Source organism: Scytonema sp. NUACC21, from assembly GCF_054684315.1.
Window position 1 is genome coordinate 88180 of record NZ_BAAFZH010000107.1, and the last position, 16309, is coordinate 104488.

Genomic DNA, 16309 nt, shown 5'->3' on the forward strand with positions numbered 1-16309 from the left:
AAATGAAAATTTAGTAAAGTGTACCATGATACTCTCGTTACCACCGAGATCTCATCTTGCTGCAGGTAGAGCTTTTTGTTTGCGGCTTGTAATAACCGGGCGCAAGCCATTTACTCCTGCAACGATTGTCGAGCCGTTGTTAACCATAGTCGCTGCTAGGGGGTTTAGCCCAAACAAAACTGCTACAATTAATGCCGCTAAGTTGGGAACAGCAATCAAGCCTGTATTTTGCCGAATTAATTGCTTAGCTTTACGGGCGATTTCAATCGCTTCCAACAGTCCGTGCAAGTCATTTTGCATGAGAACGACATCTGCAGTTTCGCGAGCAATTTCAGAGCCGTTGGCAAAGGATACAGAAACATCAGCGTAGGCTAGTGCAGGCGAATCGTTGATCCCATCGCCAACAAATGCAACTGTTTTGCCCTGTTCGTGCAATTCGCGGACAACCGTTGCTTTCTGTTCGGGAAAAGCTTCTGCGTGGGTATGGGCTGGGGAAATACCAAGTTCAGCAGCAACGGCACTAGCAGTGTGTCTGTTATCTCCAGTCAACATGTGAACTTCCACACCTTCAACCGTTAACAGAGTTTCGATGACCTCTCGACTTTCCGATCGCAATACGTCGCTATATTTTATTCTACCTTGAAGTTGACCATTACTGCCGACATATATCATTGAGGTTGCTTGCTGTTGCTCTCCATCAAGCTGTTCCATTGCAACCCCTGCTTGTCGGAGAAAACGCTCGCTACCCACGTATACAGTTTCTCCGTCAATCTCTGCCTGCACGCCTAGACCAAGCTGATATTCCCACTTGCTACGGCTTGGAATTTCAATTTTCTGTTCCTCGGCGTAACGTACCACTGCCTCTGCAACCGGGTGGGTTAGACGCTGTTCGGCAGATGCAGCCAATTGCAGTACTCGCGTTGTTGAGGTATGAGGATTGAGACACTCAATACCAACAACAGCTGCTTCACCTCTAGTCAGAGTGCCTGTCTTGTCAAAAACGATAGTGTCTATTTCAGCAAGTTTTTCCAATGCCCGTCCGCTGCGGATAAGAACGCCTCGCCTTGCTGCAGAAGTCAGTGCTGCTAAAACTGTTGTTGGCACTGACACCCTAATACCAGTTGCAAAGTCGAGAGTCAAAACGCTTGCCGCCCGTGCTGCGTTGCGAGTTGCGGCAAACACTACTCCTCCAAGTAACAGAGTTGGCAAAACGGCTTTCTGGGCAATTTTTGCAGCGTAGTTTTCCATCCGGGTGTCGTGGACAGGAGCTTGTTGCATCAACTGAATGCTCTGTCCAGCACAAGTGTCATTCCCCATCCGTTCTGTCAAGATATAAATCTGTCCTTCTCTTACCAGGGTTGAAGCGTAGACAGTTTGTCCCTTTCTTTTTAAAACTGGCATGGATTCCCCAGTCAGTTTCTGCTCGTCCAGTAGCGCTTTCCCTCGCAGGATAGTGCCGTCAACTGGAACCTGTTCGCCGGGATAAACAATGACTGTATCCCCTCTTTGCACGTCTTGTATGGGGATTTGCACTTTCTCTCCATCACGCTCAACCCAAACGAACTGTCCGAGGGAACTTAATAAATCTAGAGTTTGCTGGGCAGAAGATCGAGCAGTGCGATCGCGTATATTTTCACCAATCTCAATCAACCCAAGCATCAGTGCGGGGGTAAGAAATTGACCTTGAACAGTTGTTATGGCGATTGCCATAAAATCCAGAAAGTCAATATTGAATTTCTTTTCTACCGTAATACCTTCCCAGGCTCGTTGGACAACGGGTAAGGTTGTGATGGCGATACTTGCCGCTATCATCACAGGTGGAATTGGAACTCCTAAAGGTCCTCCAAGCACAGCTAAAGCCGCCGTCAAAGCTGAAAGTTTCAAGCCAGGCCAAGATTTCTCTGCTTCGCTGTCTGCAGGTTTTAATGTAGAGGGTTTGAGAACAACAACTTCACTTGCCGCCTGAATTAAGTAACTCAGATGCCCTCGTATTTTAGCGTCTGTAGCCTGAGTGGCTTTGTAAGTCACTGTTAATGAAGACGCCGCAGGCTTAATACGTACACTTGTCACCTGGGAATCAGCCTCTAACAAGACTTGGAGCCGTTGTGCATAATCCTTGTCATAACGCAGGCGAGGTACTCGCAACCGCACCCGTCCTGGAACTGTATGCACAACGCTATGCTTGACTTTAGGAATTTGAGTTTGCCCGTGTCCATTTTTATCAACTAAAGCAACTTTCCCATTCTTCTGGGGTACTACTACTTCAGCGATATGGGGTCTGGGGGTCGGTATTTGCACACTAAGTTCTGCCATTTCTTTGCTCGCATAAAGATAAGGTAATGTTCAACTTTTTTGATTCTCAAGCATCCTACTCAAGGAGATACTGATAGGCAGGAGAGATGCCAACCTCTCCCATGCCTATAAGTGTGATTAGCTTTGAGAAAATTTTCGCGTACTCGCTGCTCAACTCTATAAATCAAGATCTTTCTACCCACTGTCTAAATTTAACCAGACAGAAGTAATATGGCTTGATTTAACGAGTTATGAAACCATATCTAACGGAAAGTTAGCCATGAAGGACAGAGCAGCAGAGAGCGCGGGAGTTTTGTAATCAGACCACAAACCTACAACTTCCAGAGTTCGTTCCTCGTTTTTCTCTGTCAATTGCGTCAGTTCAGTTGATTGAGTCTTTGTTTCTGGAAACTGTTGCTCAGTTTTCGTCTTGACAGGAGCTGTTTGCGGGGCTGTCTCTTCAGCCAAATGCATCAAACCTATCCAATGACTGACTGGTATCTGCTTCGCGCCAAAAGCAATGGCTACTGAAGCTGCATCGCAATTCACCCGTGCGTTTGTGACGTGAGAATCGGTTTTAAGTAGCCTCTCCAGCCTCCTTGCATAGGCGCGATCGCTAGCAACTCGGGGTACATTAAACCTTATGCGTCCTGGAATGGCATGAACGATATTGTAAGTAATCTTTGCAGCCTGAGCCGCTGTGTCGGTAGAAGTTTTCTCCACTTTTGATAACAACGATTGGTCAACTTTATTGAGTTTTACAGCAGAATCATTTTTTCCATCGGATGATGAGCTTTTTTCTGCTGCTGAAAATTGTGATTGCAAATAGCTTATAGCACTGCGTGTTGCATTTGTTGTAATGAAGTATACAGGAAGCGCAGCAAAACCGCTGACTCCTAATCTACCTGTTACCGCTAGTCCAGCAAATAAGGGAATAAGGGAAATTCCCTGTTCTTTCCAAAAATCTGGAGATTTCCACGCAGCAAACGGGTCTATCTTACTTTTTGACTGAGGCGACAATTGCGACTTGTCTATACCAAATGGCTGGAGTAACTCCAACATTTGGGACAAAGACAGTTTCTTCTCATCAAAGTTAATGACCAAACTGCCCGTTTGCTCATTGATATAAATTTCCTTGACACCACTTTGCCGATGAAACTTTTGGCAGATAGTGTCCAGTGTTGCGCTGTGACTAGTGTCAGTAGCACGGATGCGGATGCGACTTGTTGTCGCATGAATAATCTGCAATCCGTTTAAAGACGATCCCCCTGTTGACTGTGCAACAGCCCCCTGATTTTCTTTCACTTCATCGCTTTTCAGATTAGAAAAGACTAAGTCATCAGATTTTCTTAAACCAGGACTTAATCTCTTGCGACTACTAATAGTTTTGGTCATTTACCCGATAGCCCAATCAAGCCAAAAGGTTAACATTAGGTTAAATGTAACTTAAGATCGCAGGTAAATTATCATTCTTTAGAATTATTTACCTTTTAGTATTTTAAGCAACTTACGTTTGATACTGTTGCTCAGTGATTTTGCTTAAGCCGCTTTCTAGCGCCTTTAAACGCATCATTAAGATAATGATACTCATATTCGTTAACACGAGCAACGATATTTCTGGGTTCTGGCATTTGCAGCTTGCTACTTCGACCCGTAGATTCCGCTTCAACTGCTTGATGCCTGGTAACCGATCCCCCAACCCCCGCAAAACACAAATAACGTTTCAATCTTCCACAACCTCAGGGAATGCTATGATACTGAAACAACTATCATAGCATCTATATCCAGAAATGGGGTATTAGAATTTACAATTAATTCGATAAAGAAAAATCAACACTATTGTATTGCGACTTCAAGTACAACAATTCTGACTTCACTGAGTTTTTACGTTATTCACCAGAACTCTCCAACGCTACCAAAAAACTCTTCAACATTAAATAAGATGAGGTTGCTCCAGGATCTTGATGTCCCGCACTTCGCTCTCCTAAATAGCTAGCTCGCCCCTTTTTAGCTATCTTGGGTATTGTCTCTTTCATTCCCTGTTCGGCTGCGGCAACAGCTTCTTGCATTGCTTCTCGGGAACTCTTACCCCCAGCTACAGCTTGTTGAAAAGCGATCGCCGCAGGAGAGAGGGCATCTAGCATTGTCTTATCTCCCAGTTGCGCCTTACCCCGCTCCAGCACGCCATTTAACCCTGCTTGCAACATTGCTACCATATCTTCATCACTGAGTTCTTGTTTGCCAGCTACAACTGTACTTGCTCGCAGAAACAGAGTGCCATAAAGGGGTCCACTAGCACCACCAACTGTAGAAATAAGGGTCATGCTGACAGTTTTCAAAATACTGCCGATATCCTTATCCGCAACAGTAGGCAACTGACTCATTACTTTTTTAAATCCACGATCCATATTAATACCGTGGTCAGCATCGCCAATTGCTGCATCTAATTCTATTAAATACTCTTTGTTGGTTTCTATTTCTTCAGCAAACTGCTGCAACCATTGCAAAATCTGCTCTTTCGTCACCATTTCTCAAACTCCCCAGCGTAAACTTGCCGTTTTTACAGGTGCATCCCACAACCGAGTCATCTCATCATCTAACTTTAATAGAGTAATCGAGCTACCCTGCATCTCTAAAGAAGTGATATAGGGACCAATCAGGTTGCGTACAATGTGTAGCCCCTTCTTTTCACAAATTTCTGCTAATTTGCGGTAGACAAGATAAAGTTCAGCCAGGGGAGTACCACCCATACTGTTAACAAACGCTAGCACGCGATCCCCGTGCTGAAAAACTGGGTCAATCAGTTCCACATCCACCCATTCACCTTGATTTTCATCCCATTCTCGCACCGTGCGGCTATAGGGTGCATCCTCAATAATAGATATGGCTAGCATCTCTGTTATCTCATTCACTGATGCAAGGGCTTTGCGTTCTCGTCCCGGTTCACCGTGGATACCGATACCTATTTCTATTTCGCAATCGCCCAGTTCAAAGGTAGGCGTGCCTCTAGCAGGAACCGTGCAAGAAGTAAGAGCCACTCCCATACTACGCCCATTCAAATTTACCCGACGGCACAAATCGGCAACTTGCTGTAGATCGTAACCTTGCTGTGCTGCAGCACCACAAATTTTTTCTGCCAGTACAGTTGTTCCCACACCCCGACGCCCTTGAGTATATAAGCTATCTTTAACTGCCACATCATCATCTATCAAAATATTTAACGCTCGCAGACCTTCACCACGAGCTAGTTCCGTCGCCATTTCAAAGTTCATGATATCGCCACTGTAGTTTTTAACGATGTAAAGGATACCAGCCCCTCCATCGACTTGTTTGGCAGCTTCCAACATTTGGTCAGGAGTAGGAGAAGTAAACACCTCTCCCGGACAAGCAGCATCTAACATTCCCAGCCCTACAAAACCTGCGTGCATTGGTTCGTGACCGCTACCCCCACCAGAAATAATTGCGACTTTTCCTGGAATTGGTGCATCGGCTCGATAGACAAACGTTGGGTCATAGTTCACTTTGAGCAAATCGCCATGAGCGACTGCCATACCTTCTAGGCTTTCGCGGACAAAGTCATCTGGTTTATTAACAAGCTTTTTCACGGTCTGACCATTCCTAATCTAAAAGTTGCTAGAACCAAGAATAAATCACTCTTGCTGCTTCGTGATTTCTGAGAGCTTTATAAAGTTATGTAAAACTCAAGGATTCTTGTTAAGAAATGTTGCTGAGGATCGATCCCTTTGCTAGCGTATGCAAAGAAAGTTGGTTCTGGTAAACACTCGTATTTCACAGAGGTGTTCTCCATGCTCTATGTCGATCGCGGTTTTTCACTCATTCTTTCTGACAAAATTGTCTGAAAAGGTATTTATGCTTAACCAGAAAAGTATAAAGGATGAAAAATTTTTCGCTCTACAAACAGGGATGCAAGCCCCTCAATGTAGAAAAAAACTTCTAAACAATTTCAAGCTCCCCGTTTTGCTATAGGATACCTCATCCTTCGCACCTCATCCTTTAGTTGACATATTGTTCAGTCCAACTCAAATTTTGTTGACTTCTATTTAGATACGTATCTAACTCTCTTGCTATTAAAGGTTTTGATGAAAGAGGCGAGGAAGCAAGGATCGGGGGTCAGGGAAAAGACCGCCTATAAGTCCACTCGGTTTTACACTTGTCCTCAAAAATGTCAATCCCTCATAAGGAGCGAGGCTTGAACCTTAGCCCCTAACTCCTGAACCTTTGGTCACTTATACCTCCATCACAAGTTTTTTCTATCTCACTCCGCGCTAAGAATGCAGTCTTTTGCACAATATTTACACTGGCGCTGGAGTAATGATTAACGTGAGATTCCAACTTTGTAGGATTTAGTTATGAATATTCAAGGAAAAACGGTTCTGATTACCGGAGCCTCCCGTGGCATTGGGCAGGCAATTGCAATGGAAATCGCAAAACAAGGAGCCAAACGCCTATTGTTGGTGGCACGGGACAAGGCTCGATTAGCTGACATAGCTGCGGAAATAGAGACGCTTGGCGTGCAAGCGATCGCCATGCCATTGGATTTATCTCAGGTTGTGGAAGTGAATATTGCGATCGCCCAAGCTTGGCGGAATCACGGTCCGATAGACATGCTCATTAACTGTGCTGGAATCGCCCACCAAACATCCTTCCTCAATTCGCGATTGTCAAATGTGCAAGCCGAGATATCTGTCAATTTAATTGGTATGTACACCATGACTCGTCTCATTGCGCGACGCATGGCAGCACAGCGTTCCGGGACAATCGTTAACGTTTCGAGTTTAATGGGTAAAGTTGCCGCCCCAACAATGGCAACCTATTCAGCTACAAAATTTGCCATTATAGGCTTCACTCAAGCTTTGAGATGTGAGCTAGCACCATACAATATTCGAGTTACTGCGTTGTTACCATCCCTGACCGATACTGATATGGTGAGAGATTTAGCGTGGTTTCGTTGGGTTATACCCATGACTGCCCAACAGGTGGCTCAAGCACTTATTAGAGGTTTACAAAGAGATTCCCCTGAAATCTTAGTAGGCTGGCAAAGTCATATAGCTGTATGGTGCGATCGTCTTGCACCTAGGTTGTTGGAAAAGGTTTTACAAATGGCTTCTCCACTATCACAGGAGAAACAAACACGTTATCAGAGATGGAAAGACGCTAGGTAAGTTCAGGATGAAAGCCTAACTTTTCACGTCATGTGGAAAACCTAACCCCCAGCCCCCTTCCCTACAAGGGAAGGGGGAGAAATCAACACCTCTGTTTTTGTAGGTAAGCCAGTGCGTTGCTCTTCGGGAGTTGTAGCAACTGGCGTGAGAGGAATGGAAGTGGGGTTTTTCAGATACCGTGAAAAGTCAGGATGAAAGCTACTCCCTTCCCATTACAAAATTACCTATCTTAAACTTTGGCTTTCTTGGCGACGCCAGGTGCTTCAAGCCGGGGAACCCGTCCAACGCACTGGCTCGTCTTGGCGGTTTTTTAATAGGTAATCTTTTGGCGGGAAAGGACTAACACAAAAGCGTAAAGAATTTCTTAAGCACTTCCAAATAAAAAACATCCAACTTTCTCTTGTGGTGCGGGCGTCTCGCCCGCCACCTACGGCAGATTGCAACGCGGAGGAGGTACAGATTGTTGTAAGGGTGAACGGTTGTTCGCCCTCTTGATTCTGCCATTGTCAGGACAATGTGTGTATAATAGCTTTAAATTATTCTTAGATGACTAAAAAAATGAGTTTTACTGAACCAAGAACAGAACGGATAGATATCCGCACTAGCCATAGAGTTAAAAAGATTTTGCAACAAGCGGCAGCAGCTAGCAACAAAAATGTTAGCGAATTTTTACTGGAGCATGGTTTAATTGCAGCGCAGGAAACATTGACAGAGCGTCGTCTTTTTGTATTAAATGATGAACAATGGCAAGCTTTTCAAACAGCTCTAGATTCTCCACCACAAGAAAAGCCAGGTCTTGCTCGTTTATTAACGGAGCCAAGTATTTTTGAATAGTTCATTACCACCAGATAAACCTTATATTGAGAAGCTATGCGCTCAACACAGTATCAAAAATTTTGATTGTGGAGTGCCAAGTTTAAATAAATTTCTGACCGATTATGCCTTACAAAATCAAAGTTCTGGTAGTTCTACAACTTACGTAGCTATCTTATGTGGTGAAGTAATTGGTTATTATAGTATAACTGTAGCGTCTGTTGCTCATGTAAATGCTCCCAGTGGCATTGTAAAAGGACTACCCCCATACCCAATCCCTGTAGTACTTTTAGCGCGTTTAGCAGTTGATAAAAATAAACAGAAAATAGGTGTTGGTAAAAATTTATTAAAAGATTGCTTAAAACGTGTCAATGCAGCAGCCGATATTGTTGGAATTCGTGCATTACTAGTCCATGCTAAAGATGATGAAGCACGAAAATGGTACGAGCAATTTGATTTTGAAAGTAGCCCAACAGATGAATTACATTTGTTTTTAATGTTAAAAGATATTCGCAAACAATTAAAACCTTAAAAAATAGTATTTTCACATATATTTAACCTTCGTCTACAACTAAGGGGATGTTGTATGATGGGTGAGAGATGCGATCGTACTGATATTTCCACAAATACCATAAGTAAGTCGGCGTAAAGAATTATAACTAGGTTTTCGTAGAAATGCATGCGCTAAAGCGCTACTACGAGCAAGGATTTTACGTTTTTTTATATAGTTTGGTTGTTTCTTGCCGACATACTTAATATGTGAGCATACTATAAACATCGTCTTTAAGAATCGGTAAAAACGGAAGTAACGCTACATTTTAACTACCTTCAATTTTTGTAAACTACTATCTGCACAACCACTAATAAAACCACCTGTGCTTTGAATTGCTTGCAGATAGTTTAGAGATGCTTCTGTAATCAATTCTCCTGGCATTAAAACAGGAATTCCTGGAGGGTAAGGGCAAACAATTTCGGCACAAATACGTTCTGTTGTTTGTTCTACCGGTAAGATTTCCGTAGTAGAAAAGAAAGCTTCACGGGGTGAAATACACAAAGAATTAACAAAGTGTTTTAATTCATTATCATCCAATAATTCCTCCTTATAGTTACGGGAAAATAAAGAGGGGTTTGCAGGTAGGTTTTTTTGATACTTATTGGCAAGGGTTGTGCAAGCTTGCACTAATTGTTCTATATCTCGTTGGGTATTACCCAAACTAATGATAAATGTGAGATGTTGCAGGGAGGAAAATTCAGCAGTGACACCTAACTTTTCATCAAGAATTTCCTCAGCTTCAAAGCCAGTTAAGCCCAAACCAGAAACGGTGACGGTTAATCGTGTTTTATCTAAGATGATAGACTCTTGCAAAGAAGGACTGGGGGGAATCTCCAAAACTGACAACCCACAGATTTGACTGATACGACTTCTAGCTTCTTGTGCCAATTGCAATGTATGGGACATTAACTCTTTGCCTTGCAGTGCCATTTGTTGACGTGCTGCATCCAGGGAAGCTAAAAGTATATAGCTGGGGCTGGTGGACTGCACAAGTTGCAAAGCTTTGCTCACTCGGTCAGGATCTATCCTGTTACCTTGAATGTGCAGCATGGATGCTTGTGTCATTGCACCCAGTACTTTATGAATCGATTGCACTGTCAAGTCAGCACCAGCAGCTAAAGCAGGGGTAGGAAGTTGGGGATGAAAGGCAAAGTGTGCGCCATGTGCTTCGTCTACTAGTAAGGGGATATTGTATTGATGGGTAAGAGATGCGATCGCACTGACATTTCCACAAACACCATAATATGTGGGGTATACCATCAGCACCGCCTTAGCATCTGGATGCTGTTCTAGGGCTGCTTGTACGGTGCTGGGGGTAATACTGTGGGCAATATCTAAAATTGAGTCGTATTCTGGATAAATAAAAATTGGGATGGCACCAGAGAGAATTAAGCCTGCGATCGCAGAAGAATGAACGTTTCGCGGCAAAATAATTTTATCTCCAGTACCGCAGGTAGCCAGAATAGCCGCTTCAATGCCACAGGTAGAACCATTCACCAAAAACCAAGTTTGTGACGCACCAAATGCTTCCGCTGCAAGTTGTTGCGCTTGTGCGATAACTCCACTGGGTGCAAAGAGATTATCAAGTTCTGTCAGTTCTGGCAAATCGGCACGAAAGACAGATTCACCAAAAACGTCAGCCAACGATTGAGAAATTCCTTGCCCCCGCTTGTGCCCAGGCGTATAAAAAGGTGCATGGGGACGTTTTGCACAAGCTTTTAAAGTGTCTAACAGGGGCGTTTGATTTTGAGTGAGCATTCTTGCAACGGATGATTGTAGCGGATGTAGCGGATAGTCAATCTGTTAATTCTACAGGTAACCCATCCTTTATATGTGATTTCATCCGTTTCTAGGAAGATGTCATTAGCATCTGTTGTCATTTAGGTTGAAAACGAGGAATCATAATTTAAGTAGACATAGCATGATTTACCCCGATCCCGGTCCATTACCAAACGTACCCCTGACTCCCGATCCGGTACCAAACCCCCAGCCAACACCCGGACCAATACCGCAACCCGTACCCAGTCCCGCCCCCGAACCAGTACCGGGACCAGTACCGGAACCCGTACCTACAACCATTCCTCAGCCAGTTCCAGCACCAATTCCCCAAACAGTTCCCGGACCTGTCTGAAATCGCGTAGCTACTGTACACTTTAAACGAAGGTCCAAAATCTTAAGATCTAAAATGCTACGAGCCGGAATTGTCGGACTCCCTAACGTTGGAAAATCGACTTTATTTAATGCCGTGGTTGCCAATGCTAAAGCAGAAGCAGCCAACTTTCCCTTTTGCACTATTGAACCGAATGTCGGCATTGTTGCTGTGCCAGATGAGCGGTTAGATGTTTTATCAAAAATTTCCTCTTCAAAACAAATCGTTCCGGCACGTGTAGAATTTGTAGATATTGCCGGTTTGGTTAAAGGTGCCAGCAAGGGTGAAGGACTGGGAAATCAATTTTTGTCTCACATTCGGGAAGTGGATGCGATCGTTCATGTCGTCCGCTGTTTTGAAAATGACGACATTATCCACGTTGCTGGTTCGGTCGATCCAGCAAGGGACATTGAGATTATCAGTCTGGAACTTGGTTTAGCTGATTTAGCACAAATTGAGCGGCGGATAGAACGTACCCGCAAACAAGCTCGGTCTAGCAAAGAAGGGCAAATTGAATTAGCATTGCTGGAAAGAATAGCTGCCGCATTAAATGAAGGAAAATCAGTGCGACAGGTCAGTTTAACTGAAGAAGAAGCTGAGATAGTTAAACCACTGGAACTGCTTACTTCTAAACCAATTATCTACGCTGCCAACGTATCAGAAGATGATTTGGCAACGGGAAATGAATACGTTGAAAGAGTGCGGCAAGTTGCAGCCCAAGAAAATGCACAAGTTGTCGTCGTTTCTGCTCAGGTAGAATCAGAATTGATTGAGTTACCAGAAGAAGAAAGAGCAGAATTCTTATCGTCCTTGGGAGTAGAAGAAGGCGGTTTAAAATCGTTAATTCGTGCTACTTATACTCTGTTAGGTTTGCGAACCTATTTTACCACTGGTGAAAAAGAAACTCGTGCTTGGACTATCACCGCAGGGATGTCAGCACCCCAAGCAGCAGGTGTAATTCACACTGATTTTGAACGAGGTTTTATTCGTGCGGAAACAGTTGCTTATAAAGATTTAGTAGCATCTGGTTCGATGAATGCTGCTAAGGAAAAAGGGTTGGTTCGCAGCGAAGGAAAAGAATACATCGTTCAGGAAGGCGATGTGATGTTGTTCCGTTTTAATGTGTAGGTTCAGTCTATGTAGAGACGCGCCATGGCGCGTCTCTTAAGCTAACTAAATGATATAAAAATCGCTCAAACTGAGCTATTGATAAATTCAGCCGCAGCATTCGTGAGAACTTCATCCATCCAGGCGTTAATACTTTTGCCTGATTTTTTAGCTGCAGTAAAAATTTTTTGGTGGTTTTCAGAAGTAGTACGAAAGGGAAGTTTTCCAAAGAGAGGTTTATCAGGCTCCTCTCCCAATTCTTCACAAAAAGCTAAATAGTCATCCACTGATTTGTGAAATTCTTGACAAACCTTATCAGCTCTTGTTCCTTTAAAAGTGATAACATCTCTAATCACCTGAGTTAACGCGATCGCGCCCATAAACGAATCAAAAGCCAAGTCAACGCGCCTGCTATCACCCCGGCAATAATACTGTATATTAGTGGTAAGAAGATATTATTAAAACTAGGATCATTGCGGAAGGTGGGCTTTAGCTCTTCCTTTAAACCCATAACGAGAGAAGCTGTAGCCAATCCTACACCGACAATGCCCACAGTGTTCTGGAAGGTGCGATCGCGTTCAGCCTGTTCTACTTCAATGCGGCTACGAAGCGTATTAATTGAAATATCTAACCACTTAGAACTCATCTCCATATGCTCATAGTCTTTTGTTATTTGTAGCAAATATTTATCAGTCACTAAGTTACTAAATCCTTGTAAAAAATTTAGTTCGCTTTTTTCCTCTGCTTGTTTTATAATTCGCTCTAAGCGTTTTTTATAATTACTTAAATTGATCTCTATCGTGTGACTTTGAAAATTGAGAGGTTCTTGCGTACTTAACGTGCTAAATTGACAGAATAATGCCAAGAAAGTAAAGCTCTAATTTCACGCATTGCGAAAATTTCTAAAAGCCAAATCCACTTCGCTTTATAAGTTTCAATTTATTATTGATTCCTTCTACTACCCCATTGGTGGTTTTGTTCTCAAAATATTCTACTATCTCTCCAAACCATCGTTTAATTGTCCGCACGCTTTTTTGATAATAAGGTTCGGCTTTTTTTAACCAATCGATTAATTCTAACATTCCTATTCCTAAATCTTTCTTCATCTCAAATATGTTATGAAAATCCTCTTTTAATGAATGCATTATTGCTATTAAAGGCGAAGCTTCTTTAATTTTATCTAATTTTTCTTTTTGCTTCTCTGTCAGCTTATTTTTTGCTTTTAAAATTGTAAATTTATTTCCTTTTAAACTATCAAATACTTTTTTCCTCTCCAAAGCATTTAATTCTGATGCTGTTTTCTTTTCTGCTATCCTAGCTTGATTTAACTCTTCATGTACTATTTTTGTAACATGAAACCTATCTACCGTAATCAAAGCGTTTGGGCAAATCTTCTCAATTAAATATTTATAATTCCCTGTCATATCAATACTGACTTCTTCTATTTGTTCTAGAACTTCTTCTCCCCACTTTCTCATGAACTTTTCGATTTCAATTTGTTTTCGAGCTTTGACTAAACCTATTAATTTTCCTGTATCTATATCTACTAACACGACAATAAATTTTCCTTGTCCTTTAACCAAACTAATTTCATCTATTCCTAATCTTCTTAATTTTTTCACGTCTATTGGCATCACATTTTTGGCTACATCCTCAATCATTGAGTTTACTTCTTCATCGCTTAATCCATTATTTCTCGCCACACTACTTACATTACTATTAATAACTTGTTTGACAATATGTTCTGCATATCGATGTGTATAACTCTTTTTTTTACCTACAAAATCTAACTTTTCGCTAAATGTTTTTTGACATTTTTTGCACTTAAATCTCCGTCTATTTACATTTAGTATTACTTCTTTATCCCCTATTGGTAAATCTTTGACTAAATGTTTTTGATTTTGATGTAAGTGTTCTGATTTTCGATCGCACTGTGGGCAAATCGCGCTCTTCCCCTTTTTTCTTATTGATAAAATTAAGGTCTGACCCTCTTGTAGACTTGATTCTACTACTACTTCCGGCAAATTTAGGAGTTGGGTCATTATTCTTTTCATAATTGAATTAGCTCAATACTATTCCAGATCATCTTAATAATTTAGCACGTTAAGTACGCAAGAACCGATTGGCTGAGGCTGAAAATTTCCAAGAGAATTATGCTGACCTCAACGCTTCCAAGGTCATAAGGATGCCGTCACATCAGTCGCCTTTAGTCCAGATGGGAAATACATTGTCAGTGGGAGTGATGATAAGACGTTGCGGTTGTGGGACAACCAGGGTAGACTAATTGGTCAACCCTTTGAAGGACATGAAGGTGCTGTCACATCAGTTGCTTTTAGCCCAGATGGGAAGTACATCGTCAGTGGTAGCCGCGATCGCAAAGTGCGGTTGTGGGACACCCAAGGCAACCCAATTCGTCAACCGTTACAGGGGCATGAGAATGACGTGACATCAGTTGCCTTTAGCCCGGATGGAACATATATTATCAGTGGCAGTAGTGACAGAACAGTGAGGTTATGGGACATTCATAGCCAGTCAAGTGAAAATTGGGAAGATTATCTCCAAGTGGCATGTAATAGGCTGCGCTACCATCCCATCCTCAAAAATCCCGAAACAGAGATAGCAAAGCAAGTGTGCAAAATCTGTCAACAGTATGTTTGGAAGGAGTAGTCTATAAAGATAATAAGTGCGATTTGCCGATCTAGATTCTCGTCTGCTAGAAATTTCAAGAAGCTGTCTCAACAATAAGAGAAATCACATCAGATCGCAAAACTTCAATGGAATGCAACGCGTCTCACCTATAACAATTCAAAACGTAATGTCTCACATCCACAGATTTGATAGATTGTCCTTATCGTCTTTCCATTTGGCAGGATTATTGACAATATATTCTCGAATCTTCTCTAGGGAACCATCAGCACGAATAATATGTTCATAAAATCGGCTTTGCCAACTAAAGTGCTCTTGTCCATTTTTTCTGCACCAACGGGTAACAGATGATTTATAGGCGTTAATAATAGCTTGCAATGAACCACTTTTAAGGGGCGCAAATTTATTTGATTGATCTGTTATTTGTGGTTGGTGTAGAGACGTGCCATGGCGCGTCTCTAGAGAATTGGGTCGGTTTATAACAATAATGCCATGTATGTGATTGGGCATAATGACATAGGCATCTATATATGTATATTCAAAATGGCTGGGTATTTCTGACCAGTATTGTTGGGCTATCTGCCCAATTTGTGATGAATGTATTTTTCCCTCAATTACATCACCAAAAAAACAGGTGCGATCGCGTGTGCATATTGTGACAAAATACCATCCATTAGCTGCGTAATCATGATTAGGTAACCTGATTGATTCAATCCGGTATTTGTCTTTAAACTTTGGTTTTATAGGTTCCATCGAATTCTGTAGAAACGGGCTATAACAAAGACGCACCAAAGACGGGCTATGACAAAGACGCGCCATGGCGCGTCTCTACATTTGGGTATCTCAACGGTTATAACCTACGCAATTTCTGTGATTTAAATATTTACACTAAAAATTTAATCAGGCATTAATGTTTTCATTAGCCCTTTACATTTGTGTAGGAATCATCACAGCGTAGAGACGCGCCATGGCGCGTCTCTACACGGTTATTACCTACTCAATTCCTTCAATCCGGTCTTCAACCTCTTGGTACAACTCGCGCAACAACTCCAAATTGTTCTCGCTTGTCTCCCAATAACCGCGTCCATTCACTTCCAACAAAGTAGAAACCATCTTGCGGAAAGAATGGGGGTTGAGATTGAGCAAACGTTTCCGCATCTCTTCATCTTTGATAAACGTGGTATTTACATCCTCGTAAACCCAGTTATCAACAGCGCCTGCGGTTGCACTCCAACCCATTGTGTTAACCAATCGCTTGGAGAGTTCGCGCACGCCTTCGTAACCGTGAGATAGCATACCTTCGTACCACTTGGGATTTAACAATTTAGTACGGGCATCCAAACGCACGGTTTCTGATAAGGTACGGACTTGTGCGTTAGCTGTGGTGGTGTCAGCAATGTAGGATGCTGGTGTTTTACCATCACCCCGCAGGCTAGCAACAACCTTAGTGGGATCGGAATCGAAGTAGTGGGAAACGTCAGTCAAGCTAATTTCGGAAGAGTCAAGATTTTAATCAATTATTAGAAGAATGGCGTAATCCTATCATTGAAGCTGATTCATGGCAAG

15 protein-coding genes and 3 pseudogenes are annotated in these 16309 nt (G+C 42.4%); 7 read left to right on the forward strand and 11 right to left on the reverse strand.

Annotated features, from left to right (window positions below; translation table 11 throughout):
* Nucleotides 1–51: 51 nt before the first annotated feature.
* The 5 genes from ACYRY3_RS39480 to dhaK form a co-directional block, all read right to left on the reverse strand.
* Nucleotides 52–2313: a heavy metal translocating P-type ATPase gene (locus ACYRY3_RS39480; protein WP_460207280.1), complete on the reverse strand. Its 2262-nt coding sequence runs from the start codon at nt 2311–2313 to the stop codon at nt 52–54.
* A gap of 228 nt (nt 2314–2541) precedes the next feature.
* Complete coding sequence (locus tag ACYRY3_RS39485; protein WP_460207282.1) at nt 2542–3687, reverse strand: hypothetical protein; 1146 nt, start codon at nt 3685–3687, stop codon at nt 2542–2544.
* A gap of 131 nt (nt 3688–3818) precedes the next feature.
* The gene (locus tag ACYRY3_RS39490) at nt 3819–4019 is read right to left on the reverse strand and encodes a hypothetical protein (protein WP_460207283.1); all 201 of its coding nucleotides are present in this window, start codon (nt 4017–4019) and stop codon (nt 3819–3821) included.
* 162 nt (nt 4020–4181) lie between these two features.
* A complete protein-coding gene (dhaL, locus tag ACYRY3_RS39495) occupies nt 4182–4820 on the reverse strand; it encodes a dihydroxyacetone kinase subunit DhaL (protein WP_460207284.1) in 639 nt (212 codons plus the stop codon).
* A gap of 3 nt (nt 4821–4823) precedes the next feature.
* The gene (dhaK, locus tag ACYRY3_RS39500) at nt 4824–5897 is read right to left on the reverse strand and encodes a dihydroxyacetone kinase subunit DhaK (protein WP_460207285.1); all 1074 of its coding nucleotides are present in this window, start codon (nt 5895–5897) and stop codon (nt 4824–4826) included.
* 765 nt (nt 5898–6662) lie between these two features.
* Here dhaK and ACYRY3_RS39505 point away from each other — a divergent pair.
* The 3 genes from ACYRY3_RS39505 to ACYRY3_RS39515 all read left to right on the forward strand — a co-directional run bounded on the left by ACYRY3_RS39505 (nt 6663) and on the right by ACYRY3_RS39515 (nt 8820).
* Nucleotides 6663–7475, forward strand: coding sequence for an SDR family NAD(P)-dependent oxidoreductase (locus ACYRY3_RS39505; RefSeq protein ID WP_460207286.1), 813 nt, complete (start codon nt 6663–6665; stop codon nt 7473–7475).
* Nucleotides 7476–8021: 546 nt separating this feature from the next.
* A complete protein-coding gene (locus tag ACYRY3_RS39510; protein WP_460207287.1) occupies nt 8022–8309 on the forward strand; it encodes a type II toxin-antitoxin system TacA family antitoxin in 288 nt (95 codons plus the stop codon).
* Nucleotides 8302–8820 carry a GNAT family N-acetyltransferase gene (locus ACYRY3_RS39515; protein ID WP_460207288.1) on the forward strand — a complete coding sequence of 173 codons (519 nt, stop codon included), beginning with the start codon at nt 8302–8304 and terminating at the stop codon, nt 8818–8820. The genes ACYRY3_RS39510 and ACYRY3_RS39515 overlap by 8 nt, the downstream gene beginning before the upstream one ends.
* Before the next feature lie 279 nt (nt 8821–9099).
* On the opposite strand, the gene ACYRY3_RS39520 is transcribed toward ACYRY3_RS39515, so the two are convergent.
* The gene (locus tag ACYRY3_RS39520) at nt 9100–10599 is read right to left on the reverse strand and encodes an aminotransferase class I/II-fold pyridoxal phosphate-dependent enzyme (protein ID WP_460207290.1); all 1500 of its coding nucleotides are present in this window, start codon (nt 10597–10599) and stop codon (nt 9100–9102) included.
* A gap of 163 nt (nt 10600–10762) precedes the next feature.
* On the opposite strand from ACYRY3_RS39520, the gene ACYRY3_RS39525 reads away from it, so the two are divergent.
* Together ACYRY3_RS39525 and ychF are read left to right on the forward strand one after the other, a co-directional pair.
* Nucleotides 10763–10972 carry a hypothetical protein gene (locus ACYRY3_RS39525; RefSeq protein WP_460207291.1) on the forward strand — a complete coding sequence of 70 codons (210 nt, stop codon included), beginning with the start codon at nt 10763–10765 and terminating at the stop codon, nt 10970–10972.
* Between the two features lie 54 nt (nt 10973–11026).
* A complete protein-coding gene (gene ychF / locus ACYRY3_RS39530) occupies nt 11027–12118 on the forward strand; it encodes a redox-regulated ATPase YchF (protein ID WP_460207292.1) in 1092 nt (363 codons plus the stop codon).
* A gap of 65 nt (nt 12119–12183) precedes the next feature.
* Here the strand turns inward: ychF and ACYRY3_RS39535 are convergent, their stop codons facing one another.
* The 3 genes and pseudogenes from ACYRY3_RS39535 to ACYRY3_RS39545 all read right to left on the reverse strand — a co-directional run bounded on the left by ACYRY3_RS39535 (nt 12184) and on the right by ACYRY3_RS39545 (nt 14151).
* Entirely contained in the window at nt 12184–12453 is a 270-nt protein-coding gene (locus ACYRY3_RS39535; RefSeq protein ID WP_460207293.1) for a type II toxin-antitoxin system HicB family antitoxin, read from the reverse strand.
* Nucleotides 12454–12458: 5 nt separating this feature from the next.
* On the reverse strand, nt 12459–12962 hold the full coding sequence (locus tag ACYRY3_RS39540; protein WP_460207490.1) for a hypothetical protein: 504 nt from the start codon (nt 12960–12962) through the stop codon (nt 12459–12461).
* Nucleotides 12932–14151 (reverse strand): annotated as a pseudogene (locus ACYRY3_RS39545) (ISL3 family transposase). The gene ACYRY3_RS39540 and the pseudogene ACYRY3_RS39545 overlap by 31 nt, the downstream one beginning before the upstream one ends.
* Before the next feature lie 124 nt (nt 14152–14275).
* On the opposite strand from ACYRY3_RS39545, the pseudogene ACYRY3_RS39550 reads away from it, so the two are divergent.
* Both ACYRY3_RS39550 and ACYRY3_RS39555 read left to right on the forward strand, forming a co-directional pair.
* Nucleotides 14276–14353, forward strand: a pseudogene (locus ACYRY3_RS39550) (hypothetical protein); the annotation flags it as partial.
* A 3-nt stretch (nt 14354–14356) separates the two neighbouring features.
* Nucleotides 14357–14764 (forward strand): WD40 repeat domain-containing protein, encoded by a 408-nt coding sequence (locus ACYRY3_RS39555; protein ID WP_460207294.1) that lies wholly within the window; start codon nt 14357–14359, stop codon nt 14762–14764.
* 153 nt (nt 14765–14917) lie between these two features.
* Here the strand turns inward: ACYRY3_RS39555 and ACYRY3_RS39560 are convergent, their stop codons facing one another.
* Nucleotides 14918–15496, reverse strand: coding sequence for a transposase (locus ACYRY3_RS39560; protein ID WP_460207295.1), 579 nt, complete (start codon nt 15494–15496; stop codon nt 14918–14920).
* Between the two features lie 240 nt (nt 15497–15736).
* Nucleotides 15737–16252, reverse strand: a pseudogene (locus ACYRY3_RS39565) (cobaltochelatase subunit CobN); the annotation flags it as partial.
* Nucleotides 16253–16309 lie beyond the last annotated feature (57 nt).